Here is a 26,086-nt window from a genome sequence, read left to right as displayed (position 1 = left end):
CAGCTGCGCTTTGCGGGGACGGCCACGTTAACAATCTCCCGTGTAGAAGTTGCCTGTGGCGCGGGCAAAGGCTTCGTGGATGAAGGGGACGATCAGGCCGCGCCGTTCCAGCGCCGGTTGACATATATGGACCAGAAACTGCTTTGACGTCATCGTGCCCATCGGCGCGGCCCCGTCCAGGACCGACAGGGCTTCGCGGGCTGCGACCTCGCCCTGTTCGTAGGGTGACGCCGATACGCTGAGCATCGCGCCATCCTGGCTGTTGGTCCAGCCCATGCCGACGATCGGCACGGTGGCGTTTGCCTCGGCCCATTTCATAACCTGACTGGCCGGACGAATGAAGGGTCCGTCCTCGCCGTCGCGGATCTGTTGATAGTTGGTTACAAGAATAAGGTCCGCATCCTGCCCGGCGCGCTGCACCGCCTGTTTCCATTCGTCGAACGTGTCCACTTGCACCGGGTCCAGCCACTCGAACGGAGCCCAGTCGATGCTGGTAAAATGCGGAATGTCGGCAGTGATGGATGCTGACCTGTCACCGATGAACACGACGCGGGGCTTGGCGATTGGTGCCACCCCCTCCGCGACCTGCACTTGAAGTAGCGTAAGCGAAATGTCGCGGATCACCTCCATCGGTTTGCGTTCGAGGATGCCGCTGACATTTTTGCTATCGCCGTAATAGGCGGCGGGATCACCATTGACCCCGCCAAACACTACTTTGATCGCTGGCTGCCCGTCTTCGCGGTCCTTGAAAAACTTCTGACCCACCAGCGTTTGCGCGGGGTCGTCGAACAGGATCAGCACGTCTGGCTGGGATTCCTCGACCACCCTGTTGGCCAGCTTTGCGGCTGTGCGCCGAAAATGCTCACCTGTATGGTTCTTCAGATCCATGTAATGATAGCGGACCAAGATGCCCGGATGATCCTTTATCGCGCGTTCGATGCCTTCGTTGATCGCCTCGACCCATGAGTAATCTGTATTGTAGCTGTGGATAATCAGGATCTGCTGAGCGCGGCTTTTCTGCCAGTAGACCAGCGCAAAAAACAGCCCCATGAAGACCAGCATGACAGCGATGCGCAGAGAGTTTCTGTTCATCAGATCAAATCCAGCTTTTGCCAGTACACCAGCGAGCCGTAAATTGCGCCGATCCGCAGGGCCAGCATGACAATATTCGCGGTGATGATGCGCGACTCGTCACAAACTTCGGCCATGCCGCGTGCTGCAAGATCGTTGCGAAGCTTCAGGAAATACGAGCTTTGATACGGAAAAATGAACGTATCGGCGACGGCAAGGATGACAAAGCCAATCAACCACAGTGACGTGCCCTGCGCGATGGCCAGCGGAAACAGCGCGGTCGCGAACAGCACCACAGTGACACCGGTGGGCAGGGCCAGCCGCACCAGCAGGATCATGGCCGATAACATCAGGATAAAGAGCGGAAAGTCGCTGCGCATATACGCGCCGAGCCACCCCAGATGGCTGACGATGAACGTGTCCAGCCCCGTGCTGGCGGCAATGGGCACCCAGCCGACGATTGCCCCGATATAGACCAGCACCGGCCAGTCGATCTGGTTGCGCAACGCTTCGCGCTGAAGCGAACCGAACAGCATGAGCGTCACGAAAATGGCCAGCGCAACCCATGGCACGTCGATCCCGTGCAGTGCCTCTGTCAGGATGCCGAGGGTCATGGCGGATACCGCCAGAATTGCGATCCATTCCAGACGTGCGATGGGGCCGAGGATGCGGCGTTGTTCCAGGATGGTCTGCCGCGGGATGGAAAATTGCCGCGCGCCGCGGAAAAGCACCACAGAGACTGCGAAGTAGGACACCAGCACAAGCAGGCCAAAGACCGAGGCCGCGTTGAACCACGACAGCCAGTCAAACGCGAATTGCGTTTGGGGATCAAGAAGCCCGTACACCACAAGGTTGGGCACAGATGCCGTCAGAAACAGCGGCACAAAAATCGACACACCCGCCGTCAGACTAAAGATCAGCCGATTGGCAAAAACGTCTTTGCGCCCGGCCTTGGAGATCTCGACCAGGTCCACGAGAAAGGGCGAGATGATGGTGATGCGGCCCACCACCGACGGAATGATCGGCGACAGCAGCGTCCCAAGGCCAAACAGGCTGAGGCTGTACCCAAGCGACGTAGAAGGGACGCGCGACAAGACCCACAGCGAGAACCGATAAGTCACGCCCGATGCAACCATCAACGCCCCGATGCCGAAGATGCTGAGGCAGATGAAGAAGCTTTCGGAACGAAAGCCGGACAGCGCCTGTTCGGGCGGCGCGACATCCAACAAGATCACCGCAAGCGCGGCAAACAACGGCGGCACATATTCCGGCACCAAGCCGAACAGCCACATGCAGACAGTGACCGAGATTATGGCGAGGAAATCGGTCGCGGCGTCGCTTAGGCCGATGGCAGGGCCGATGTAATACACCGCAACCGGCCAGACGATGGCTTGAAGCCAACCGGCAATTGCGAGGAGTGTTGCATCGCCTGTTAGCGTCGCGGGGATCTGCGACGTGGCGGCATTGCCCGGATCATCGTAGCGGCTGGCGTAGGATTTGAAGAAAAGCTCACGCAGGGATCGGCTGATCTCGGCTATGCCCGCAAGGGCTACGGCCGGGATCGCCAGCACGTTGGAGTCTTCTACCGCGATGGCGGCATCCGTGTGGGTGTCGATGCCCAGCAAGGCCTCTTCGCCTGCATAGCCTTCATTCCGCGTGACAAAGCGGCCGCTCGCGCATTCCAGGCGGATCGTGCCGCGCTGGATCAGATAGACGGTCCGGGCGGCGTCGCCCGTCTGGTACAGATATGCCCCCGCCGAAATCACGCGCGTCTCGATATGTGGCAAGAGTTTTGATAGCTGAATCGCTGATAATTGCCCGAGGATCGGGTCGGACAGCAATTTGTCAGCAGAGAGGGCATTGGTTGCCATTGCTCAGGATGTCCCGCCGCCGTTTTTGCGCGAAACGCGGTACAGCGGGCGGGGAACTGGCCCGACATGAGTGGCAAAGTGGCCAATCAGCTGAATATCAAGCGCGCCACAGGTCTCAAAAATTGCCAACTCTTCGTCCGGCAAATAAGTGTCCCACGTATAGCCGGGGGGCGGGATCTCGGATTTCAGCGCCAATTCGACAAACAGAACCGGAATGCGCTCCGTCAGCATCTGCATCATGCCCTGAACATGCTTTAACCCCTTGTTTTGCACGATGTGGTGGAGAATGCTGAAGAAAAACGCATAGTCGAAGTCTCCGGGCGCTATTTGCGCGCAGGTTTCAGCCGAAAGCTCTTCTTGCACGAATGTGGCGCTGCCGGGCGTGTAGAGCTGGATTTCCTGACACAGGCTGACATTGCGCGGGTCAATATCGCTGCCGCGCCCGATCATGCCGCGATCCACGAAATACAGCGTGTTATAGCCCAGTGAACAGCCCGCATCCCACAGCTTGCGTCCCTCTATATTGTCACCCATCGCCTCCTCGACCGCGCGGCAACGGTCCAAGCAGGGGCGCAGCGGCCCAATCGCGGGCTTGTGGGGGTAGTTGTAAAGCGGCTGATACACGTTTTTGCCTTGCACCAGCAGGGCGTCTACGCGCGCCTGTTTCTCTGCCTCGTTTGTCACGGTCATATAGTCTCTGCCTCTGTCTTGGCCTGCGATTGCGGCCGACGGACCCCCAGAAGATTTCTGTCAGGCCCGATTTCCAGCACCACATCGGCGATGCGTGCGTTTGGCATGACCCATTGGGTGATGCTGGGTTGCAAGGCTTCGTTCCAGAACGCTTGCATCTGCTCTTCGGTAAATCCGGCCTGCCCATGGGTTTGTTGGCGGATTTTGCGTTCTCGGCCAAAACGCCATTGTTGCAATTGGGCAATCGGGGCGTCGAGGTAGATGAAGAAATCGAACCGATCTGCCAGTGTGTCATAGCCGGGGCAGCGCGCGCCGACCATCGCCCCGTCGAAAATGCAGATGTCGGGCGTGTCCGGCAGAACCTCGTCCGCCGCTGGCGTGTCGCGGCCCAGATCGTAGCGTGGAACGGTCAACGTCTCGCCCCGGCGATCAAGTGACGAGACAAACGCGCAAAGCCGTTCGGTATCATGCGATCCGGGCAAGGTCCGCCACTTGTGTCCACGGCGCAGACGTTCTTCTTTCGGGAAATAGAAGTCGTCCAGCGAAAGGCTGAGACAGCGTTGCTTGGCAGACGCCATCATCGGCAGACAGGCGGACAGGATCTTGGATTGCGTCGTTTTGCCAACCCCCGGACCGCCGCCGATGCCAACCAGAAAGGTGCCGGACGCTTCGGTCGCGCGTTGGCCCAGATATTGCGTAAGCGGCACGATGATCTCGAACAGGAAAGTCGCGCTGGGATCAGAGATGCCAAAACCCGCCATCACTCGTTCATATTCCGGCGTCAGATCGCGGAACAGCCGCAAGCGGCGCTCGACGTGATCCCCGTTCCATTTACCACCGAACAAGGCAGTCTCCAGCGGGTTTCGGGACAGACGTTTCGCGATCAAGCGATACGCCTCTGTATCGCTTTGCAACGCGGCGCGAGCCAGCCGATCGACAGTCGGATCGTTCAATTCGGGCATCTCCATTCATCGAGCATTGTCAGGGCTCGCCGCGTCCAAACACTCTTTGAAATGGCTGATACTATCGAAAAAGAACGCTTCTGCCTGTTTTCTGGAGCAGTAGCTGCTGATGATGTCCGGGTTAGTATACAGGACATCCATATAGTGTGTGCGATTGAATTTCTGAAAACTCTCGGAGTTGAAGGCTTGCTGGAACAACCAGTCCAGAAATTGTCGTCGTTCGGGCGGTATGTTCTGCTGTACGAAAAAGCCCCGGAACCGGTAATAGGCATGGCATTGTTCCCGGTCAGGCGTAGCGAAAGACGTGGTCGGCCCAAGTCGCGCGGTCAGCGCCTGTGTAACGTCCTTCTTTGGCAGCAAGGTGAAGATCGGCTTCAGGAAACCACCTTCTATCAGCCGCGCAATGTCGCCGGGTTGCTCGATCAGGGCATCGGCGTAGCCATCCTTGCTGTCCGTCTTGTTGAACAGCGAAAAGTACCTTTCGGACCCGCTTTCATAGGCTTGCGGCACAAAGGCGGGCGGGGTGGCTGGGTCGTTGGCCGTGGTCGGCACCTCTTCGATCACCGGCGTTTCGGCAGAGGTGTCGAGCGGGATCAGAAAAGCTTGCTCGAACTTTTCCAGCAGGAAATCCTCAAGCCCAAGGCCGGTATCATCGCCGCCGAAAATCGCGATTTTCAAGGTCGAGGTGTCACCCGCCGATGCGTGATCGACAAACCCGCCAAGATCCGAAAACCGGGTATCGTCCGTGCGGATGTACAGCTGACTGAAGGTGATCTGCGCGATGTTCAGGGGCGTCAGGAACACATCCTGATCGGGTGATGTGGCAAGCAGGCTGGCATAGGTGTCGTTAAGCTGTATGACGTTATACCCGTTTGGCGGCAGCTCTGAGAAATACTCCAGCGCGACGTCCAGATTGCCACCGAACTTGAACAGAAGGTTCACCTCGATGTTCAGATCGTTGCCGTCGGCGTCCTTGAGATTGCGGATGGCCTTTGCGATCTCGTCACTCAGCGGCAGCGATCCGGATGCGGTGCTGCGCGGAATGAAGATATTGATCGGCTGGTCCGGGAAGCCGGCGGGCATCGGCACAAAGTCAACATCACAGGTCTGGGCCAATGCGGGCATTGTTGAAATGACACCCATTATGGCCAGAAAAACCCATGCACGCAGACAACCAAAGACCGAACCCGCGGCGTGAAGAATGGTCCTGGCCAAGGTAATGCGTTTCCTGCGGTTCGGTTTCATCAGGTGTTCGTCAGGGGCAAGCGTATTCCAGCAGGCATGGTCCGGCCAAAATCTGTTGCCTTGGATACGCTGCCGTTAAAGATGTACGCATGTTTCCGTAATAGTAGTGCTACGTCAAGAGACATCGCCTTGTCAGCCACGCGACACAACCCTTGGGGTCGGGCAAGTTTACACTTATTTGCCATTGTCTTAAGGCTTATCGCCCGCAGCCTGATGTGGGGGGACGGTGTGTGTGACCGAAAATCCACATCTTATGATTTGCGAACTGGCGGTGCCAAGCAATGTTATCGGGGTTTACCTGATACAGTCTAAGGTTGCATAAGTAGCATATGTATAGGTGTACGCCGTGGCTGGCGCTGCTGTCTTTTTTCGGCAGGTATCCAAGCCATTCAGATTTGCCTTAGGTCGGGATCACATCCGACCGGCGGTTTCCAGAGCGTAATTTTTCCAGTTCCCAGCAAAGCAAGGCCATAGGGGCGCTTGCGCATATTGCCGATGACCGATCATTAACGGGCCACGGCGTCACGCAGAGGACAAGCGTCATGCTCTTGAAAAGACATTTATCAACGGTGACCCTGATGGTGGCGCTGGCAGTTCCGATTTCGGCGATGGCCAATGGCTACCAAAACCTGCATCAAAGCGCGATGGGGCTGGGAACAGCCTATGCCGCGAATGGTGCGGGCATTGACGACGTATCGGCGATGTTTTCCAACCCTGCGTCGCTGAGCCGGTTTCCGGGATGGAATGCGTCTGCCGGTGTGACGCTGATCCTGCCAACCGACACGTTTGAAGGGCTGTCTGCTACCACATCCGGCGGCGTGCCGATCACAGACGGGAACCCGTCAGAGCCGTCGCAATTCCTCGACACGACCTTTTCCGGTTTCTGGTATGTGAGCAAGCAACTGTCGGACAAGCTGCATTTCGGGCTGGCGTTCAACGCACCCTGGGCGACGGAATCGGACTATACTGACACAGCCGCATCCCGATACACCGCGACGACAACAGAACTGACAGCCTACAACCTCAGCCCGATGCTGTCTTATCAGGTCACTGAACAGCTTAGCCTCGGTGCGGGACTCAACATCCAGTATTATACCTCGAAATTCGCGACCAACATTTCGACAACGCCCGCTGCTCCGGCGCGCGGGACTGATGCATTGGCGACGTTTGAGGGCGACAAGCTGGCATTCGGGGCCACGGTCGGTCTGGAATATCAGGCGACGGATCAATGGCGGTTCGGCGTCTCCTATCGGTCAGCGATCAACCATGAATTCGACGGCGACGTACAGATCGACGGATCGACGGCAGCATTGGCCGCGCTGCCCGGCTTTGGCATCTCGGATTCCGGATCGGCGAAATACGATATTGCTACGCCGTGGATGTTGCAGCTTGGCGCGCATGGGCAAATCAACGACAAGCTGGAGGTCTACGGGTCGGCAACACTGACCGGGTGGAGCAAATTTACAGACACGATCGTTGAGACGTCGAATGGTCTTGGAACCATCGAGGTCAAAAACGGCTGGCACGACGCAATCTATGTCGCCGTCGGCGCAGGCTATCAGGTGACGCCCAAGACCAAGATTTTCGGGGGGCTCGCCTATGACGAAACCCCGACACCGACCAAGGTCCGCAACCCGCGGGCACCCAATGCGCATCGCTACTATGTTGGCCTTGGCCTGTCGCATGCGTTCTCGCCGTCGCGGTCCATCAAGTTCGGCTATGCGCACACGTTCTTTGACGACGCACCGATCCGTCTGACCGAAGCCACCAATCCCGGACGAGGTTCGCTGAATGGCGACATCAAGATCGATGCGGATATTGTCATGGTTCAATATGTGCACAGCTTCTGACGCTTGGGCCGTCATGCCATGACCAGCGCCGAAACCGACTATCTGGAGCAGCGCCTCGATGGGCAGATTGAGTGGTACGACCGCAAAAGCGTGTCCAATCAGGCCGCTTACAAGAAGCTGCGGCTGATCGAGATTATTGCCGCCGCGTCGATCCCGCTCTTGGCCGGATACATCGACAAACACGTCTATGTCGGCATGGTGATCGGTGCTTTGGGGCTGATTGTGGCAGTCCTCGCCGGGGTCATTGGGCTGTACCGGTTCCAGGAAAACTGGGGCGAATACCGTGCCGTGTCAGAGGCTTTGAAGCAGGAGAAATTCCTCTTTCTCGCGCGGGCGGCACCATATGACGGTGAAAAGCCCTTTGAACTGTTGGTCACGCGGGTTGAGACCATGCTGCGGAAGGAAACATCGGGCTGGACCCAGTCGATACGAAAGGCAACCCAGTCCGATCAGGCAGAGCGCGCGGGAATGGAGAAATCCTCGCCAGAAGGCGGGTAGACCCGGATCAATGCAGTTTGGCTGGATCAATGATCGCCACCTTCGCCGCGATACACTCGACCCGATGCGCGACATCGGCGGTGCCGCCGTCGCCGTCACCGCCCTGTCCATTCCACAACAGCAGCAGATGAATCGGGCCGCCATCGGCACAGGTCTTTGCCGCAGCAATCATGCGGGTGTTGTTCCGCGCGAAAGGGTTGTCCGAGGCATCGGTGGCGCCGGCCGGATCCGGCCACGCCGCCGTAGACCGTCCAAGGACATCTGCAAACCGGTCCTCCCAGCCAGAGTCGCAAGCGAGCGGGAGCCTGACCGACTCCTCAAGAAATGCTTCTTTTTCCAACGGGAGGAACAACCGCACCTGCGCGCCCCGGTCAAGACCGTGTTCCGCGAAAAGAATGTCCCCCCCGCGTGCGCCGCCACAGATGCAAATGTCGTCCTTGCCGACCCGCCAGCCTTCAAGAATTGCCGCGATCCGCGCGCTTGCCGCATCTTCCATCGACGCCGGAAATCGCGGTGTGTCCCGGTCCGGACTGTCGATCATATGGCCGCTGAACAAAATCACGCGTTGCATATCTTTACCCATCCTTCACAGATCAACGGCAAATAAGGATCATCCGCCTTCGTGTCAGTCAGCCCTCCTCCCAAATGGGTCTGATGCCAGCATCCTGCAAGCAGTGGAGAGCGACGAATTCGGCCTCTAGACCAGCGCGCAAGCCCGCGTGACTGTTGACTTTCAGATAGGGAAACGGCTCCAATAGACATGCGGTTCCGCAGCCTTCGCAATCAAAATGAAAACAAGCGTTTTTCCACTTGGCCCGTATCGGCTTTGGTCCACCAATCAACCGAAGTCGCGTGTCTGTCTCCTTTGTACTCTTCCGGACAGACCAATTTTTTCAAACACATGAATACATATCGGAGAGTTCCATCTCGCGATGCAAAGAAAGGTTAGCCAAATGTCAAAAGACCTGAACGCTCATTTGTTCGGACCAGGCCCAAAGCGAATTCTTGCACTGGACGGGGGCGGCATCCGCGGAATTCTGACCCTGCAAATGCTGGCCCGCATAGAAGAGATATTGCGCAAGCGTACCGGTGACGAAAACACGGTCTTATCGGATTATTTCGACCTGATCGGCGGCACTTCTACCGGTGCGATCATTGCGTCGGCGCTGGCACTTGGCTGGCCGGTCAGCCGGATCAACAAGCTTTACCTCGAATTTGGAAACGACATTTTCCAATCGTCATTCTTTCGGATGGGGCTTTTGCGGCCGAAATTTTCCGCCAAGGCCGTGCGCGAAGGTCTGGAACGTGAATACGGCGATATCTGTCTTGGCGGGCCAGAGGTGAAAACCGGGCTGGGGATTGTCGTCAAACGCATCGACACCGGCAGCCCGTGGATTATCCACAACAACCCCAAGGGTATGTATTACAACGAGATCCCCGGCAGCGGGTCAACGCCCAACAAGGATTACCTGCTGCGCCAGGTGGTTCGGGCAAGCTCGGCTGCGCCGACGTATTTTGAACCCGAACTGATCAATGTGACATCTGACATGCAGGGCGCATTCGTCGATGGTGGGGTCAGTCCCTACAACAATCCGGCGCTGCAACTGTTGATGCTCGCAGCGCTGAAAAACCACGGGTTGAACTGGCCGGTGGGCAGCGACAAGATCCAGATTGTGTCATTGGGCACCGGTACCAAGACACTGGCGATGGAGCAGGAAAAGGTCATGAAAATGTCCGCCGCAGAACTGGGCGTGCGCGGTTTGTCCTCGCTGATGGACGATAATGCCGCGTTGAACGAACAGTTGCTGCAATGGATGTCGGACAGCCCGACGGCGCGATCGATCGACAGCGAGGTGGGCGATCTAAGTTCTGATATTCTGGGCGGTGGCACGCCACTGTTGACCTATCTGCGCTACAACGTCGAGTTCGACACCGTATGGCTGAAAGACAACCTGAATGTCGACTACTCGATGGATCGGCTGGAGGCGATTGCGCAGATGGACAAACCCGAAAACATGGACGACCTGACCGATATAGGTAAGGCGGCTTGTATCCTGATAAAGGAAGAGCATTTCGGTAAACAGTTCGATATCGGGTGACGGATTCCACGGACGGAGGGACATATAATGCAGCAGGATGGAAACGAATCGTCTGATGCAAAGGGCGGGTCAGAGCGGCAGCTGACATGCTTTGTGGTAACGGGGTTTGGCCACAAGACCGACTATGTGACGGGCCGCGTTCTGAACCTTGACCAGACCTTTAAGCAGTTGGTCCAGCCGGCCTGTGACAAGGTTAACGTCAATTGTTTTCGCGCCATTGATGCCAACCTGACCGGTCAGATTGATTCCATCATGTATCGCTGGCTGTTTGAGGCAGATTTGGTCATTGCCGATCTGTCGACTTTGAATGCCAACGTTTTTTACGAGTTGGGCGTAAGGCACGCGCAGCGCCCGAATACCACGGTGCTGATCGCCGAGGCGCTGTTGCTGGAACGCATTCCCTTCGATCTCAGTTCTTTCGTGATCCATCAATACGAGCATGGCGGCGAAGGCATCAGCGCCGACGAACAGGACCGGTTTGTCGCGTATCTATCCGATATTCTGGCCAAGATCATCGGGACCGAAAGGATCCGACAGGAAACTTCACCTGATGTGCCCGCAGAATCTGACAGTCCGGTTTATCGAAATCTGAAAAGTATGAGGCCGCCGGACTATACCCCTGAATCGTTCCTTGTGCCGCCCGCGTATATTGCGCCAGAGGCGCGGAACACTGCCCTGCCAGATGATGGCGCATCGCTTGCGACCATGCTGCAAGCCGCCGAGGACGCGATGGCGTCGAAAGACTTCGAGACTGCCATAGATCTGCTGCGCCGAACCATGGACCTGCAAACCAAAGGGCGGCCCGACAGCAAGCCGGATGTGTATCTTGTGCAGAAGCTTGCACTCGCCACCTACAAAGTCGGTGAGAAACGCGACACGAACGGCAAGATTGACGCTGATCTGACAATGTCTGCGCTCTATCAGGCCGAAGACATATTAGAGAAGTATTGCGCGCCGGGTATCACCAACGATCCCGAAACGCTTGGTCTGGCGGGCGCGATCAACAAGCGCCTGTTCGATTTGACCGATGATGCGGAATATCTTGATCGGGCGATCCGGTTTTACGAACGGGGGTTTTACATTCGGCAGGACTATTACAACGGGATCAACGTCGCTTTCATGTACTCGCTGCGGGCGACGCGTCAGGAAACGCGGTTCGACGCGATTGTCAATTTCGGGCATGCCAACATGATCCGTGAGCAAGTTGCGCGGATTTGCGAGGATCTTATCAGTGACGAAGATAGCTTTGCCGGACGTGGTGACCGAGAATGGATCTACCTGACATTGGCTGAGGCGTATCATGGTATCGGTCGCACAGCCGAGGCGGAGCGCGTGGAACGCAAGATCGACAGCCATGCAAGTGCCTTCGCAAAAAGCAGTTATAGCGAACAGAAAGCCAAACTGTCAGCCATCATTGCTGCCTTTGAAAACGGCGCGGACGCCGACGAAGCGATGCAATCGCGGCCCGTCCCACTGGCGAATTCACAGCAGTCACGGGCACCGATAGGAGCCGATGGGCAGATCACGTTTCGCCCGGATGTCGCGCCCGGCAGGAATGTTCGGTCTTTGGAGGTCACTTACCGCATTGAATACGACTAGACCCCGCCGAACTCAGGTGTCGAATTCAAGGTGGAAATGCTGCGGGTGGGGCGTTGGCCCGGTGTCGATCTGACCGGCAGGTCCAGGGGCACGTCGCAGGTTTTTCTGCGCCAGCAAAGGTTTCAGAATTGCCGGGATCACCGCCTTGTTGATCGCTGCGCCGAAACAGATATGCATCCCGTAACCCCAGATGATGTAGGTCTCGAACGGGCGATTGATGCGAAATTCCTGCGGTGCCTCCACGGCGTAGCGGTCAAACATCGCCGAAACGGTCGCGGCAAAGACCATCTGGCCTTTCTTGACGTTCACCTGCCGGAAGGACGACCGCGCGACAGTGGTATCGCGGGTTGCGCGGCGGTAGATGACGGGGTTGTGGGGATAGAAGCGCAGCGCTTCCCAGATGTAGTTCTCGTAGGACGCGTCATTCGTCAAAGCCGCACGATGCGCGCGCTCAAGCTCCTCCGGACGGTTCAGCAATTCGTCCATCGCGTAGCAACATGCCTTTGAGATTGTCGGAATAGCGCCGATCAGAAGCCCCAGTATATTGTTACGGATGCCAAGATCGCTCATCCCCGGCGTGTCGGCGCGTTGCTGGGCAAGGCAGCGGTTCAGAATATCCTCGGCGTCGGTCGGGTTGGCCTTGCGGTCGGCAATGGCCGCGTCAAGATAATCGCGCAGCCCGGCGGCACAGTTCATCGCCTTTGCGTCCAGTTCAGGATCGGCGGGCAGATCCTCGAACAGATACCAGAACAGGGTGCTGGTCCAGTCCTTCATGGTGGCCGCGTCCGGCCCGCCGGTGCCGAAATAGGTGTTGGTCATATCCCACGGCACTTGCAAGGAAAGCTGCGCGGGCAGGTCAATCTTGCCATGGCTGCGCTCGACAATATCGCTCGCCATCAACTGCGCGCGCGGCAGGACGATTTCAGCAACATCGGTATGGCGTGCCGCCAGTCGCATCGCAGAGGTGTCGCGGGTGTAGTCCCAGCCCGGCTGCATTCCCAGAAAGAAGTTGTCGCCATCGGTCAGCTTGCGCATCCGACTGCCATAGACGACTTCGAAATCCTCGTTGCGGGCCAGCACATCCAGACAATCGTTACTGCGGGTGATGATGACCGTGCCGGTATTGTCGTAGCTTTTCACCAGCTTTCGTTTGAGCGACAGATTGGGCAGGAATGCCCGCAACACCTCGAACACCTTGCGCTGGCCGGAAACTGTCTTCAATTCCGTGCCGATATTCTGCTTTAGCCCGCCTTCGGCGCGGGAAGCCTTGAAGGCGATCCCGGCCAACTGGGCAGCCGCGCGCAACCCCTCGCCCCAAACCATCAGGACGGCGAGAATGGTTCCGCCGATATTGCGAACCGCTGAAATCATTGCCTGTCCTTTCGGCATTGTTTGGTCATGTCGCGTCGACAGTGCCCATGGCCATCATCCGCAAGGCGGTCATCGAGGGTATGAAGAAGTAATCCCCGCCGCGGCATTCGACAAAGGTCTTTAGCTTGCTCATCACATAAGGGTTCTTGCCGGATTTCGGATCGGACGTGATCGTAAAGCGTTTGTGGCGGTCGTGATTGCCAAGCATGGGGCAGGTGTCGTTGCCCTGATGAAAATCCAGCCCGTATTGGATCCACTGTTGCTGCACGAACTCAAACTGACGCGACAGGCTGGCACACATGATGATCATGGTGACGCCCTGCTCGGTATCGTCGGTCTTGGCTTCGCCGACGCGCGGACCGTAGGGCAAGCCACGCCGCAGGATACGGCGGCGTTTGTTAAGGGCCGAGGTTGCGTTCTCGTTCTTGTGCTGCTGGCCAGTCTCGGGGTCGATCCCGATCTTGTTGAGCGGATCAAGATAGTCGCGCGTATTCATGCGCCGCAGATGCGATCCCACAGGGTTCTTGTAGCCAAGCATATCGTCGGCATAGACAAAATCCGACGAGGCGGGGGACCGAAGATAGGCTACCTGATTTTCCAGCGCTTTCACTGGGTCCGCGTCGTTGAACCCCATCTTGTCGCCAAACGCGATCCATTCCTCATACGTTGGCACCACTGAAATCGGCACGCCGTCCGACCAGCGCCCGCACATCTTGGCATGCAGGGTTTCGCGGGCTTCGATCTCCGAGACGCCTTGATGGGCGGCGAATGTCTTGGCCTCTTCGCGCATCACCTCATCGAAGGTGCCGACGTTCTCGTGCAGCTTGCGATAGGCCATGAAGGTAGAGTTGCGCGTGAATTCCGGCGGGGCGGCGGCGGGGGGTAACTCCTGGCTTTCATCGGGGTGGCCGAGAATGAATTCTCCCGCCTCGATCGGTTCCCATCCGGCTTCCGGGCTCATGCGCTTGCCGCGGCCGATTACGGCTGTCTTTTCAAGCTCCGGCGCGTACTGACCTTTGTAAACCGGGTCGCCGATGCCATCGGAAAAGCCGAAATGTTCCTTGGGGGTGGGCAGTTTGACGCCGTTCTTTTCCTGAAAGACGGCAGAAGAGGCCTGATATTCCTGATCGCCGTTCTTGCCGTTATTGGTCAGGATCCGGACGCCCTGATCCAGATCCTTGCACAGATCCCGCAACCATTGGGTCTGCTCTTCCAGTTCAGCGACGGGTTCATCCTGCCCCAGGGTGTGAAGCTGCGCATTCATCGAGATCCAGATATGGACGTTGTCGGTATCGTCGCCGTCGCCAACCCGGTTGCCCTGCCAGATCGGATCCCAGTGCTTGTCCCATCCGACCGATTCAGCCTCGGTTTTGGTCACATCGCGATCGCCAAGGATGAAAGCGCGGTTTTTCATGCCAGAGATGAAGTCTTCGGGCATGCCGCGCAGGGTCCGTTCTGGGATCTGCATTTTCAGAAGCCCCAGAAACGTAAAGCCGATATTCATCGTCACCGGCGGCTTGCCGCCTTCGGGCCAAGTGGCCCCGGTGGTCACCTTCTGGCGCACCGCTTCGATGAACTGTCGTCCTTTGCCGCAATCGGAAATGTTGAGAAAGAAATATCGTGCGAAAGGAAAGGAGTAGCGTCCATAAGCGCGGATCACATTGCCTTGTATGTCGTCCAGATTCAGGCTGCGTGTCATGGTTGAATTTCAATCCTAGCTTGAAAGGCCGCCCTCGGCCGCGATCGAGATCACGCCGGGATTTTGCGTCGGTGACATCTTGTCTGCGGGTTTGTGGGTTTCCAGAAAAGCCCCGAAATCCTCGTAAATCTTGTCCGCATCCGCGCCCTGATGGTCGATGGCGAAATCCGCAAAGGTCTGCTGGACGTAAAGCGCCTTCAGGACCGATGGCAGATCGTCATATTCGCCGGGCGGCAGGGGTTTGCTGCCGTTGCTCAGCGCGTATCTGGCACTTAGCACCGCAGCCACGACGGCGATGATGAAGCCAAGGACGAACAATAGCAGCGTGCTGATGCCCAACACGCTGGACATGCCGAACAGCCAAAGCACCAGCGCGAGCAGCCCGATCCCCGCTGGCACCAGGATGGCTGCCAGAAGCTTGGGGACCGAAAGCTCGTTGAATTTGGGCAGTTTCAGGTAATAATCGTGGAAGGGCATCGTCGTTTCGACATGGCACCGGTCGAGGTATTCGGCAAACCCATCGGCCGAGTTGACGCCATCGAACCCCACGCAATTGCGATAGATCTCTTCCAGTTCCGGGCCCATCGTATCCCACAGCTTGCGGGCATAGGATTTGCGCACTTCGGTCTGTTCTTCGGCGGTCAGATTGTGCGGCAGCGGCGCGCCATCTTCGGTAACGGCATCAATATCGGCGCAAAACACCAGATAGGCCGCGTTCAGCTTGTCGATTTCCTGCGGCTCTACCGGGTTGATGCCCTTTGCCGTGGCCACGACCGGGTTCTGCGCGTTACGCCCGTTATAGATGACATCGCCCAGCACAAACATGCGCGCCAGATGTGTGCGTTTGTTGCGCGAAAACGGGCTGTTCAATCCGGTATTTTGCGTTGCGGGGGACTGCAATGCTGTGGGAAGCATTGCCAGCGTTGCCCTCACTTTCTGCTCGCAGGAGGTGTTCGACCCGTCCCCGGCCTTTCCGGCCTTGATCGGTGCGAGGGTCGTCAGGAACAGATGACCTGTATCAAGATCCGGCATGAGGCAATCCTCAGTTTGTTTAGGTTCGTTCGCTGTCGAAGGTCTGCTGGGCATTCCTGACATAAGCGCCGCGATTGATGTCTGCGCGCTCTGTATCAAGGCTGGCAACGGGGCCGATCCCCGGATCGCCAAGGCAGCTTTGGACCCTGAACATCGTCTCTTTATACGCTTTGGCGAACTCTTCGGGCGATTGCGTTCCGTGCGACTTGGCCAGTTGCAGGACGGCATCATAGACGCGAAGGCTGGATTTGATGTCGCGTTGTGCCGAGCCAGGCGTCGCGTTGTAATAGTAATCCGTATTGACCTGATTATAGGTGATATATGTTTTGAACGTCGTCACCGGAATTGATTGCGGATACTTGGTGGCCGAGTACCAGAACAGGTTCAGGCCCTTCGGGATACCGTCTGAAAATGCATCAATATACTGGTCCCAGGTTCCGTTGAAATTGGAACAGAACAACATGTAGTCGTTCTTCACGGTTTGTTTTCCTTGACCAAGGTCGGGCCATTCGTTTGGCCGGATGATCACCCAGCGGGCAAAATGAATGATCGAAAGGCCAAGCAAGCCCATCAGGTTTTTTGGTAATCCACGAGATGCCATGAACAGCAGCCGATTGACCCAGGTAATTTTGGGATTGCTCGGCGTGACCACATTCATCGCATAGGCTTTGCCGCCTATGTTCGACATTAATGTTTCCTTTTCGCAACGAAACTGCACCAAAAAAGTGTAATCAGCAAATCGTAGGGCACCCCTGCGTTGTATTTGAACTGTCTGCACCCGTCAACGCTCATGCTGCGTCTTGTGACATAGTCGGACCTGGTTGTGGTTAAAATAAGGTTAAGCGGATCAGGGTCTTGGCGCGCGAACATAGTGTCGCGGGAGGTGCCTAACGGCCGGGTTGGCGCCCCGATTCGCCCGCGCCGCGCCCGCGCCGCCGTCCCCGAAGGCCAAGTGTAAGCGCCGCGACGACGACCAAAGTCGCCCCTGCGAAAAACCGTGGGCCGGGCACTTCGTCGAACAGAAGGTAGCCGACAGTGACCGAAACCAGCAGGCTCGCATATCCCAGCACCGACAATACACCTGCTTCGCCCAGAAAATGCGCCCGTAGGAAACACAGCTGTCCGGCCTGAGCGAACACTCCGATCAGCAGCAGAATCGGCAGTTCATCCGCAGGCACTGCGACCCAGTCGGTCAACGCGAAAGGCAGGGTACAGAGAGCCAGCCCGACGGTGTAGAACGTCATCATCACGATCTCTGGCGTGCCGCGCAGCGCCCGTGTCACGATCACTGCGCCGGATCCGGTCAAGACCACCAATAACAGCGCGGCAAGCCCGGCCCCCAAGGGTGTCGCGGCGGGATCCGTCGCTATCACGATCCCGGTCATGGCAAGCGCCGCTGCCCCCCATTGGCGGGCCGTGATGCGTTCGCGAAGCACGACCGCGGCGAGCAGCATGACCACCATCGGACGGGTGAAGTTCATCGTCGTGTAAAGTGCAAGCGGCACCCGCGCGATGGCGAAATAGCTGGCGGTCAGCGTGACGGCTGACAGCGCCACGCGCAGCATTTGGAACCAGGGCTGCGGCACGTTGCGAAAGGCCGACCGTTTGCGCAGGATCAGCGGTGTCAGCAGCATAAGACCGACCGCTGCCCGCAGGAACACGATCTGCGCGGGCGGATAGCCAAGGCCAAGCGCCTTGACGATGCTCAGCGCCCAGATGTTCAGCCCCATATCCGCAAACAGCCAGGCCGCGCCACGCAGATTGTCGCGCGGCGGCTGCTCTGTCATCGGGTAGCGGGGGCGGTCAGGTTCGCCATCAACCGGAACGCGCCCGGCACCAGCCGCGCCATCTGGTGATGCAGGATCAGCGAGGTATGCGTGTGCCGGCCCTTGCCGACCTCGGCGCTCAGCAATGCGCCTTTCAGAGGGGCTTCATCCGGATCGTTCATTTCCAGCGGGGTGGCATAGGCCGGATCCCAGCTTTTGGCGAAATACAGCCCCCTCTCCTTGTGCCAGCCGTTCCAATCCTCCGGGCCGATCTTGTTGGGGGATGACAAAAGCGGATGGTCCTGAACCTGCGTCACAGGGGCTGCCTCGTCCGTGACGCGCCAGCGCAGCGAAGGCTGTCCGATCTGGAGCCGAAGCGGGGGCGTGGTTTCGGGCGTCCAGTTGTCCCAAGGCCGGTGGTAAAGCGTCACGAGATGCCCCCCCGCCCGCACCCAGGCGTGAAGACGCGGCATCGCCTCAAGCAAACCGGGGCGAAAACGCAGGGCGAAGATACCGATCACCACCGTATCAAAGGGCGCGAAAGCGGCGTCGCTGTCCAGATCGGCATCAGACAGGTCGGTCACATCGGCGCCAAGCGCCCCCAGCCAATGCGCCACACGGTCGTGGCCGCTGCCGATATAGGCGACGCGTGCTGGCGGCAGATCGGCGTGCAGAACCTGGACCGAAAGCGCGGCGGGGCGGCTTTGCATTGTTGGGTCGATATGCGGAAAATCTATGCAGGACTCGCTGGTTGCGGCTTGTCCGTCCAGAAGCAGCGGCAGGTGATAGAGGCCCTGTGCTGTGGTTTTCGGCAGGCGGAGTGTCAGGCCGGTATCGCTGCGCTCGGCCTGCCAGCCGGTTGGCAGGGCCAGCGATGGCTTGGCCGCCGATGGGTGCAAATCTGACAGGGACACCGCAATCTGACGCCGCTGTGTGGCAAGGTTGATCACCTCTGCATGCGGGGTCAGGGTGGCAGCACGCGTGCTCAGGATAACCGGCGGCCGCTCGAACGGGACACGGACGCTTGCCCCGCCAATGTCCAGATGCAACGCCGGGACAGGCGGGTCGGCAGGATCATATGCGGCGCGATACCCATCACTCGGGCTTGTTGCTTCGCTGATGCGCAAGCTGTCGCCATCGACCTGCCACCCATCAGGCAGATCGGGCGTGACGGTCAGATCAGGGGCGTCGCCGGGCTCACACTCGACCTCCAGCGTCGTTTGCGCGCCGGGCCGCAGCCGCATGTCGCTGATGCGCGCGCGCGCCTCGATCCCCAGGGCCAGACGTAGGACGTGGCCAAGCTGCACACGTTTGGCGGCAAGCCTGTGCGCGATCAGCGGGGCAGCGTCCGGCGGACAGGCATGTTCGGCCGACACCACATGGTCATATGCGGTGCGTGCCTGCACGGCGATTGTGGCAAAGTTCGGAAATCCGGCGACAGCCGCAGCAATCGCTTTCTGCGCAGTGTGCAGGTCTGGACCGATTGCAGGTGCCAGCGACGCCAGATCCGCCAGGTTTTCCGGCAACCCGTCAGTGACGGCCAGATCAGGGCCAGAGACGTGGCTTTCCGCCAGATGCAGCGGCCAGTCCTGACCGGCACCGGCAGGCACCCAGCGCCCCATCCCTTGTGTCCGGTGAAAGGCGCGGGACATCTGTCCAATCCGGGCATACGGCCAGCCGCTGACCGGATCACGCCCGGTCGCAGGCACTTCCAGCGTGGCGGGGGGCGGTGGTTCGTCATCGTCATAGGCCTGGCCTGCGCCGGACCAGGCTGGCAAATAAAGTTTGGAAATCTGCCACGGTGGCAAGTCGCAGGCGAATTCCGGATCGGCGGCGGCCTGCATCACCTGATGCGCGGCGGCGGTCATGGCGCGGTGGTGACCGTGCTGACCGGGAATGTCGAGGAAGGTGGGGATCAGGATATCCGGTCGTTCGGTTCGCACAATTTGCACAAACCGCGCCATCAGCGCGTCTTTGCCCCAGCGCCCTAGGGTTTCTTCGCCGCTTTTGGAGAACCCGAAATCGGTGATCGGATCATCGGCAGAGACTCCATGCCAATACATCCGCATATTGAGGATATCGCAGGCGCGCTCCATCTCTCGGGTGCGCAGCGCGCCGAGATCGGCTCCCGCTTCAATGCCGATGTCGTTCTGACCGCCCTCTCCCCGGGTCGAGCAGGCATAGGACAGGTTGACGCCGTCGCGCAGCCCAAGGGCCGCCAGCATCGAAGACGTCTCGTCATCGGGGTGGGCCCCGGAATTCATCAGCCGCACCACGCTGGTCAGCGGGCGCAGCGCGAACCACAGATCAAGGATGCGCGAATGCGCGCGTGCAGTATCAAGGCGGGTCTGGTCTGGTGTGGGCATGGGGGCCTACCGGCTTGCGGCGATCATCGGGGTGAACGCCTGGTTAAGAACAAGGGCCGCGGCACCCAGCGTGGCAGTCATGCGCCCCGACGTGCCGCGCATCAGCCGAGGCTGCCTGCGGTCGGCACGGTTGGACACGGACCGGTCGGGCAGGCGCACCGCGTCGATAAGATGGTCCAGCACCGCATCCGGCATGGCACCGCCAAGGATCACGACCTGTGGATCGAAGAGGTTTTCGATAATGCCGATGGCGGCAGAAAAAGGCTGCACAGCGGTATCGAGCCATTCCAGCAAGGGCGGTGCGGATTGCGCGTAGAGCCGGCTCAGATCATCCATATCGCGGGCGTCGATCCCGTGGGCGGACAAATGGGCCTGCACCGACAATCGGCTGACGCAGCTTTCCAATGCGACTGGTACGCCCTGCGCGATCACCGGGATATGGCCGATCTCGCCCGCATTGCCAAACGCGCCAGAGACCAGCCGTCCGCCTTGCAGCAGCCCCAGGCCCAGCCCCTGACCGAAGTAAAGGAAGGCGAATGTCTCCAGCCCCTGCGCAACGCCGGAAATCCGTTCCGCCATGGCGCTGGCATTGGCGTCGTTTTCGACGAAAACCGGCAGGTGAAGCGCGCCCTCCAGCAAGCCTTGTGGATCTATATCCTGCCAGCCCGGCAGGTCAGAGCCGCTGTTCTGGATTCCGGTCGCGCCAAAGGGTCCGGGCATGACGACGCCCGCGCCCAATACCGATGTTTCGCGCACGCCCGTGTCCTGCAGCGCACGGAATTTATGTTCTGCGACCTCTGCCAGCACGGTTTTCGGCTCATTGTTTGTAAGTTCTGTCCGGTGGCTGTGTTTGGTCGTTCCGGTCAGGTCAATCAACGCCGAGAAAACCGCGTTGGGCCGTATCTCGATCCCCAGCCCGTACCCGCCAGAGGGGTTGATCGCATATTGTTGCACTGGCAGGCCGCGCCCCCCGGTGCGGCGGCCATGTTCGCGCAGCATTCCGTCCGCCAACATGTCCGCGATGATGTTTGACACTGCCTGTGTGGACAGGCCCGAAGCGCGCGCAATCTCTGCCCGTCCAATCGCGCCAGCCGCGCGGACGCTGCCCAGCACCATCTGCCGGTTGTGACTGCGGGTGCGTTCGGCGTTGACACCCGGAATTTGGCGATGAGATGCGCTCATGGAACTCGATTAACTCAATTTTCTTGAATACTCAAGCTGGTTGAGTTAAACGAAGCCAAGGTCCGGACCTACGCCAGACGCGGGTCACGGCCACGACAAAACAGGGAGACTCCGATGGCATTTCCGACATTGAAGGCTTGGGCCGTGGCAACTGCCGCCGGTGCCGCGTCGCTGATAACGACCCCCGCTCAGGCGGTCGAGATCGAATATTGGCAGTACTTTTTCGACGCCCGCGTCGCTGCAATGGACCAGCTGATCGAGAAGTTCGAGGCCGCCAACCCGGACATCACCGTCACGATGACGCATTTCCCGTATGCAGATTACCGTACCAAGGTCGCCGCCGCCATTCCTGCCGGAGAAGGCCCGGATGTGGTGCAACTGTTCTATGGCTGGTTGAATGACTATGTCGGTGCCGACCTGATCCAGCCGCTGCCCGGTGATGCGTTCCCGGTAGAGGCTATCGACGCAGAGTTCTTCCCGATGGTGCAGGCGATGAAAGGCGATGGCCAGTACTGGGCGCTGCCGACCGCCGTCCGCAGCCTTGCGCTGTTCTACAACGAACGTCTGATGGAAGAGGCCGGTGTCGAGCCACCCACCAATCTGGACGAGTTGATCGCCGCCGCGCAGGCCATGACCAAGGTCGACGGCGCTGGCAACATCACTCAGGTCGGGTTGACCGCAGGGATGACGGCGCAGGATCACCACTGGTGGCGCGAAGTGCTGGTGCGTCAGTTCGGCAGCGAGCCTTACCTTGATGACTACAAGACAGTGAATTACGACACCGAGGCCGGGCGCAAGGCGCTGGATTTCTATGTCGGTCTGGCAACGGATGAAAACCCTGTCACCGCGTTCAACTTCATGGATGAACCGCAGGCCGCGTTCAAGGCGGGCCGCGCAGGCATGCATATCGACGGATCGTTCCGGATCGGCGCGCTGGAAAGTACGCGGGGCCTGAAATGGGGCGTGACCGAACTGCCCGCCAATGCGGATGGGATGCGTTCCAACTATTCGTCCTATTGGGTCAACGCGATCACAACCAAGGCCGAGGGCGAAAAATACGATGCCGCGGTCAAGTTCATGCAATACATCACTTCGGACGAGGCAATGCAGGTCTGGCTGGACGTGGTCGGAGAACTGCCCGCCAAGCCATCAGTCGGCATGACCGAGACCAATGCGAATGACCCGGTTTTTGGCCCGTTCATCCGTGGTCTGGAATATGCACACACCACGAAGTTTGCGGATGAAAGCGGCCAGCGGCAGGCGATGGTTGAAATGGTCGAACGCATCACGCTTGAAGGCATGGATCCGGGCGAAAGCCTGACAATTGCCGCCGAAGCCGAGCAAAAAATCCTCGACGATTACTATAGCGGGAACTGAGCCTGCGTCTTCGGTCCCGGCGTGCCCTTGCGCGCCGGGATCAACCCGCCCCGCAAATCCGGGGCGTAATTGCGGGGCCGTCCTGACATGTATCGAAACCTGACCATCAAGCAAAAACAGATCGTCTGGGCCTGGGCATTTCTGGCCCTGCCGGTGCTGTTCTATTCGGTCATTCGGTTTTACCCGACCGGCAACGCGATGCTGATCAGCTTTCAGGACTGGAACCTGCTGGGCACGCGGACATGGACGGGACTGGACAATTATACCACGCTGCTGTCCGATCCGGTCTTCTGGCAGGTGTTCCGCAACACCTTCATCTATCTACTGCTGGGCACGCCCGTCAGCCTGGTGGTGGCGTTTGGCATTGCCTACCATCTCGACAAGGTGCGGTTCATGCACGGCTTTCTGCGGATGCTGTATTTCCTGCCGTTTATGACCAGTGCCGTCGCCATGGCCTGGGTCTGGCGCTGGTTTTATCAGCCGGTCCCGGTAGGGCTGTTCAATAACGCGCTGGCCAGCATTGGTATCCCACAGATCAACTTCCTGAACTCGACGACCAATGCGCTGCCCGCGATCCTTGCCCCTGCTGTCTGGGCCGGTCTGGGCTTTCAGGTCATCATCTTCATGGCCGGCCTACGCGCCATTCCGCGCAGCTATTACGAGGCCGCGCGCATTGATGGCGTCTCGACCTGGACGGTTTTGTGGGAGATCACGCTGCCGCTCCTGAGGCCGACAATCGTGTTTCTGGTGGTTTTCTCGTCCATCGGTTTCCTGCGGATCTTCGATCATGTCTTCAATATGACGACGAACAATCCCGGCGGCCCGCTCAATTCGACAAAACCGCTGGTGCTGATGATCTATCAGACCGCATTCAGTTCCTTCGACATGGGCTATGCTGCGGCGCAGACCGTGGTGCTGTTCATCGTGCTGTTGCTGGTCAGCCTGTTTCAACTCTGGATCATGAGGGACCGCTGAGCATGGATACTCAATCAGCACTTTCCTCCGCGATCACGGTCGCTGTTCAAACCCGAAGGGACACGATCTAGATGGCCGTGACCGAAGAGATCCGCCCAAACGCTGATGCGCTGCTGCATGCCGCCCCTCCGCGACGGCCGGCCAATTTGGGCCAGATCCTGCGTTGGACGCTGCTGTTTCTGGGCGGCATCGCGATGGTCATGCCGATCGCCTACATGATCTCGACCTCGCTGAAATGGCCGCATGAAGTTTACAATCTGCAACTGATCCCTGACGAGCCGCATCTGGAAAACTACACATATGTGCTGGAGGATGGGCGGTTCTACGGCTGGTTTATCAACTCCATCGTCATCGCCGTGGTCACGACGGTGTCGAACGTGCTGTTTGACAGTCTTGTCGGCTACACGCTGTGCAAGTTCCGGTTTCCCGGCCGTTACATCGTGTTCATCGCGATCCTGTCGACGCTGATGATCCCGACAGAGATGCTGGTGATCCCGTGGTATCTGATGAGCCAGCAACTGGGCTGGCTGGACACTTATTGGGGCATCATGTTCCCCGGCCTGATGACCGCCTTCGGCACCTTCCTGATGAAGCAATTCTTTGAAACCGTGCCGGATGATTTTATCGAGGCGGCGCGCATCGACGGGCTGAACGAGCTACAAATCTGGTGGACGGTCGCCATGCCGCTGGTGAAGCCGGCGCTGGCGGCGCTTGCGATCTTTGTGTTCCTTGGCAATTGGACCGCCTTCATCTGGCCGCTGATCGTGACCAATTCGGTCGAGATGTACACGCTGCCCGTTGGCCTTTCATCCTTCGGCGATGAGGCAGACGTCGCGTGGGAGTTGATCATGACCGGCGCTGCAATTTCTACCATTCCAACGCTGGTCGTGTTCCTGATCTTCCAACGCTACATCATCCAGGGCGTCGTCATGGCGGGGTTGAAGGGATGACGGATACCTCGCGTTTCCCTGATCCGGTCTATCGTGACACGGTGCTGGCACCGCTGTTTGAGGGAGTCAAAACCCATTATGCGGTCCATATGGGGGCTCTCAATCGGGCGCATCTGGTGATGTTGTCCGAAACCGGCATCCTGCCACCTGCGGCGGCACGTTCCATCGCGCAGTCGCTGATCGACATTGAGGCCGAGACCGATATTTCCACGCTTCGCTATACCGGCGCGCATGAGGACTACTTCTTCCTTGTCGAGTCCGAGTTACGCAAGCGGCTGGGCGATCTGGGCGGCGCGCTGCACACGGCACGGTCGCGCAATGACATGGACCACACCCTGTTCAAGCTGGCCCTGCGCAGCCGCACGGCGCATCTGATGGCACAGGCGCTTGATCTGACGGATGCGCTGATTGCCAAGGCCCGGGCCGAGGCCGACACGCCGATTGTCGCCTATACACACGGCCAGCCCGCCCAGCCTACCACCTTCGGCCATTACCTTGGCGCGGTGATCGAGGTGCTGCAACGCGACATCGCCCGGCTGGATGCCGCCGCCGACGGGCTGGAGCATTGCCCGATGGGGGCGGCAGCAATTACCACCAGCGGGTTTCCGATTGACCGGCACCGCGTTGCCGAGCTTCTTGGCTTTGAAGGTCCGCTGCTGAATTCCTACGGCTGCATCGCGGCGGTGGATTATGTGACGGGGCTGTATTCCGCGATCCGGCTGATGTTCCTGCATCTGGGCCGCGTCATTCAGGACATGCAGTTCTGGACCGCCTTCGAGGTCGGGCAGCTCTACGTGCCCAACAGCCTCGTGCAGATCAGCTCCATCATGCCACAAAAACGCAACCCGGTGCCGATCGAGCATCTGCGCCACCTGTCCAGCGTCACTTGTGGGCAGTGCGAGGCCGTCATCGGCACGATGCACAACACCCCCTTCACAGACATGAACGATTCCGAGGGCGAGGTGCAGGCCGCAGGCTATGCCGCCTTCGACCGGGGCGGTCGGGTGCTGTCGCTGCTGGGCGCGTTGATCCCGGCTGTGTCGGTCAATGCAGACCGGGTGCGCGCCACCACGGATGCCGCCTGCATCACCATCACCGAACTGGCCGATACGCTGGTGCGCGACGAGGGGCTGAGTTTCCGTCAGGCGCATGAGATCGCCGCCACGACGGCACGGGCCGTGATCGCGGCGGGTGTTCCGCTTGGGCAGGGGTTCGACGCCTTTTCCGACGCATTTGAAACCGCCGCGGGCCGGGCGCCGGTATTGGACAATGCGGCATTCGCACATGCCGTCGCGCCCGAGACGTTTATCGCGCGGCGCGACCGTCCCGGCGGGCCTGCGCCTGCCGCTTTGAACGCAGCTTTGGACGGCTACGCCCAGACGGCGACGGCGCAGCGCACCGCGATGGACACCCGCGCCACACGCCACAGAAATGCCAAGGCACGCCTTCAGGCCGCCTTCACGACGATCCTTGAGGGATAAAG

The 26,086-nt window shown here is 59.1% G+C and carries 21 protein-coding genes; 8 read left to right on the top strand and 13 right to left on the bottom strand.

Annotation, left to right across the window (positions count from 1 at the left end; translation table 11 throughout):
* Positions 1-27: 27 nt before the first annotated feature.
* The 5 genes from B8991_RS04910 to B8991_RS04890 are packed head-to-tail and all read right to left on the bottom strand — an operon-like array spanning position 28 to position 5,677.
* Positions 28-1,092: an ABC transporter substrate-binding protein gene (locus B8991_RS04910; protein ID WP_084350887.1), complete on the bottom strand. Its 1,065-nt coding sequence runs from the start codon at positions 1,090-1,092 to the stop codon at positions 28-30.
* The gene (locus B8991_RS04905) at positions 1,092-2,942 is read right to left on the bottom strand and encodes an SLC13 family permease (protein WP_084350885.1); all 1,851 of its coding nucleotides are present in this window, start codon (positions 2,940-2,942) and stop codon (positions 1,092-1,094) included. The genes B8991_RS04910 and B8991_RS04905 overlap by 1 nt, the downstream gene beginning before the upstream one ends.
* A 3-nt stretch (positions 2,943-2,945) precedes the next feature.
* The gene (locus B8991_RS04900; protein WP_084350883.1) at positions 2,946-3,632 is read right to left on the bottom strand and encodes a class I SAM-dependent methyltransferase; all 687 of its coding nucleotides are present in this window, start codon (positions 3,630-3,632) and stop codon (positions 2,946-2,948) included.
* Positions 3,629-4,594 (bottom strand): nucleoside/nucleotide kinase family protein, encoded by a 966-nt coding sequence (locus tag B8991_RS04895; RefSeq protein WP_218673187.1) that lies wholly within the window; start codon positions 4,592-4,594, stop codon positions 3,629-3,631. Before B8991_RS04895 ends, B8991_RS04900 begins: the two co-directional genes overlap by 4 nt.
* A 6-nt stretch (positions 4,595-4,600) precedes the next feature.
* Positions 4,601-5,677 carry a type 2 periplasmic-binding domain-containing protein gene (locus tag B8991_RS04890; protein WP_179141425.1) on the bottom strand — a complete coding sequence of 359 codons (1,077 nt, stop codon included), beginning with the start codon at positions 5,675-5,677 and terminating at the stop codon, positions 4,601-4,603.
* Between the two features lie 704 nt (positions 5,678-6,381).
* Between B8991_RS04890 and B8991_RS04885 the strand changes: the two genes are divergently transcribed.
* The gene (locus tag B8991_RS04885) at positions 6,382-7,689 is read left to right on the top strand and encodes an OmpP1/FadL family transporter (RefSeq protein ID WP_084350877.1); all 1,308 of its coding nucleotides are present in this window, start codon (positions 6,382-6,384) and stop codon (positions 7,687-7,689) included.
* An 18-nt stretch (positions 7,690-7,707) separates the two neighbouring features.
* Entirely contained in the window at positions 7,708-8,187 is a 480-nt protein-coding gene (locus B8991_RS04880) for a DUF4231 domain-containing protein (protein WP_084350874.1), read from the top strand.
* 7 nt (positions 8,188-8,194) lie between these two features.
* On the opposite strand, the gene B8991_RS04875 is transcribed toward B8991_RS04880, so the two are convergent.
* Positions 8,195-8,758 carry a hypothetical protein gene (locus tag B8991_RS04875; RefSeq protein WP_084350872.1) on the bottom strand — a complete coding sequence of 188 codons (564 nt, stop codon included), beginning with the start codon at positions 8,756-8,758 and terminating at the stop codon, positions 8,195-8,197.
* A 382-nt stretch (positions 8,759-9,140) separates the two neighbouring features.
* Here B8991_RS04875 and B8991_RS04870 point away from each other — a divergent pair, with 382 nt between their 5' ends.
* Positions 9,141-10,286 carry a patatin-like phospholipase family protein gene (locus B8991_RS04870; RefSeq protein WP_084350870.1) on the top strand — a complete coding sequence of 382 codons (1,146 nt, stop codon included), beginning with the start codon at positions 9,141-9,143 and terminating at the stop codon, positions 10,284-10,286.
* Positions 10,287-10,313: 27 nt separating this feature from the next.
* Entirely contained in the window at positions 10,314-11,885 is a 1,572-nt protein-coding gene (locus tag B8991_RS04865) for a tetratricopeptide repeat-containing protein (protein ID WP_084350868.1), read from the top strand.
* Between the two features lie 12 nt (positions 11,886-11,897).
* Here the strand turns inward: B8991_RS04865 and B8991_RS04860 are convergent, their stop codons facing one another.
* From B8991_RS04860 to B8991_RS04830, 7 genes are all read right to left on the bottom strand, one after another.
* Positions 11,898-13,256, bottom strand: coding sequence for a cytochrome P450 (locus tag B8991_RS04860; protein ID WP_084350866.1), 1,359 nt, complete (start codon positions 13,254-13,256; stop codon positions 11,898-11,900).
* A gap of 25 nt (positions 13,257-13,281) precedes the next feature.
* Positions 13,282-14,955 (bottom strand): Dyp-type peroxidase, encoded by a 1,674-nt coding sequence (locus B8991_RS04855; RefSeq protein ID WP_084350864.1) that lies wholly within the window; start codon positions 14,953-14,955, stop codon positions 13,282-13,284.
* A gap of 15 nt (positions 14,956-14,970) precedes the next feature.
* Positions 14,971-15,987 carry a hypothetical protein gene (locus tag B8991_RS04850; RefSeq protein WP_084350862.1) on the bottom strand — a complete coding sequence of 339 codons (1,017 nt, stop codon included), beginning with the start codon at positions 15,985-15,987 and terminating at the stop codon, positions 14,971-14,973.
* A gap of 19 nt (positions 15,988-16,006) precedes the next feature.
* Positions 16,007-16,765: a hypothetical protein gene (locus tag B8991_RS04845; protein WP_235866541.1), complete on the bottom strand. Its 759-nt coding sequence runs from the start codon at positions 16,763-16,765 to the stop codon at positions 16,007-16,009.
* Positions 16,766-16,874: 109 nt separating this feature from the next.
* Positions 16,875-17,774 carry a DMT family transporter gene (locus B8991_RS04840; RefSeq protein WP_084350858.1) on the bottom strand — a complete coding sequence of 300 codons (900 nt, stop codon included), beginning with the start codon at positions 17,772-17,774 and terminating at the stop codon, positions 16,875-16,877.
* The gene (locus B8991_RS04835; protein WP_084350856.1) at positions 17,771-20,119 is read right to left on the bottom strand and encodes a PIG-L family deacetylase; all 2,349 of its coding nucleotides are present in this window, start codon (positions 20,117-20,119) and stop codon (positions 17,771-17,773) included. The genes B8991_RS04840 and B8991_RS04835 overlap by 4 nt, the downstream gene beginning before the upstream one ends.
* A 6-nt stretch (positions 20,120-20,125) precedes the next feature.
* Positions 20,126-21,301, bottom strand: a complete 1,176-nt coding sequence (locus tag B8991_RS04830; protein ID WP_084350854.1) for an ROK family transcriptional regulator — start codon at positions 21,299-21,301, stop codon at positions 20,126-20,128.
* Positions 21,302-21,415: 114 nt separating this feature from the next.
* Here B8991_RS04830 and B8991_RS04825 point away from each other — a divergent pair, with 114 nt between their 5' ends.
* The 4 genes from B8991_RS04825 (at position 21,416) to argH (ending at position 26,084) form a co-directional block, all read left to right on the top strand.
* A complete protein-coding gene (locus B8991_RS04825) occupies positions 21,416-22,678 on the top strand; it encodes an extracellular solute-binding protein (RefSeq protein ID WP_084350852.1) in 1,263 nt (420 codons plus the stop codon).
* Positions 22,679-22,765: 87 nt separating this feature from the next.
* A complete protein-coding gene (locus B8991_RS04820) occupies positions 22,766-23,653 on the top strand; it encodes a carbohydrate ABC transporter permease (protein WP_084350850.1) in 888 nt (295 codons plus the stop codon).
* A 71-nt stretch (positions 23,654-23,724) separates the two neighbouring features.
* Positions 23,725-24,603, top strand: coding sequence for a carbohydrate ABC transporter permease (locus tag B8991_RS04815; protein ID WP_084350848.1), 879 nt, complete (start codon positions 23,725-23,727; stop codon positions 24,601-24,603).
* On the top strand, positions 24,600-26,084 hold the full coding sequence (gene argH / locus B8991_RS04810) for an argininosuccinate lyase (RefSeq protein WP_084350846.1): 1,485 nt from the start codon (positions 24,600-24,602) through the stop codon (positions 26,082-26,084). Before B8991_RS04815 ends, argH begins: the two co-directional genes overlap by 4 nt.
* Positions 26,085-26,086: the final 2 nt, after the last annotated feature.

This window comes from Primorskyibacter flagellatus, assembly GCF_900176485.1.
In the GTDB taxonomy this organism is placed as follows: domain Bacteria; phylum Pseudomonadota; class Alphaproteobacteria; order Rhodobacterales; family Rhodobacteraceae; genus Primorskyibacter; species Primorskyibacter flagellatus.
The sequence above is the reverse complement of the archived record's forward strand: the minus strand, read 5'-3'. Positions and strand labels throughout refer to the sequence as shown.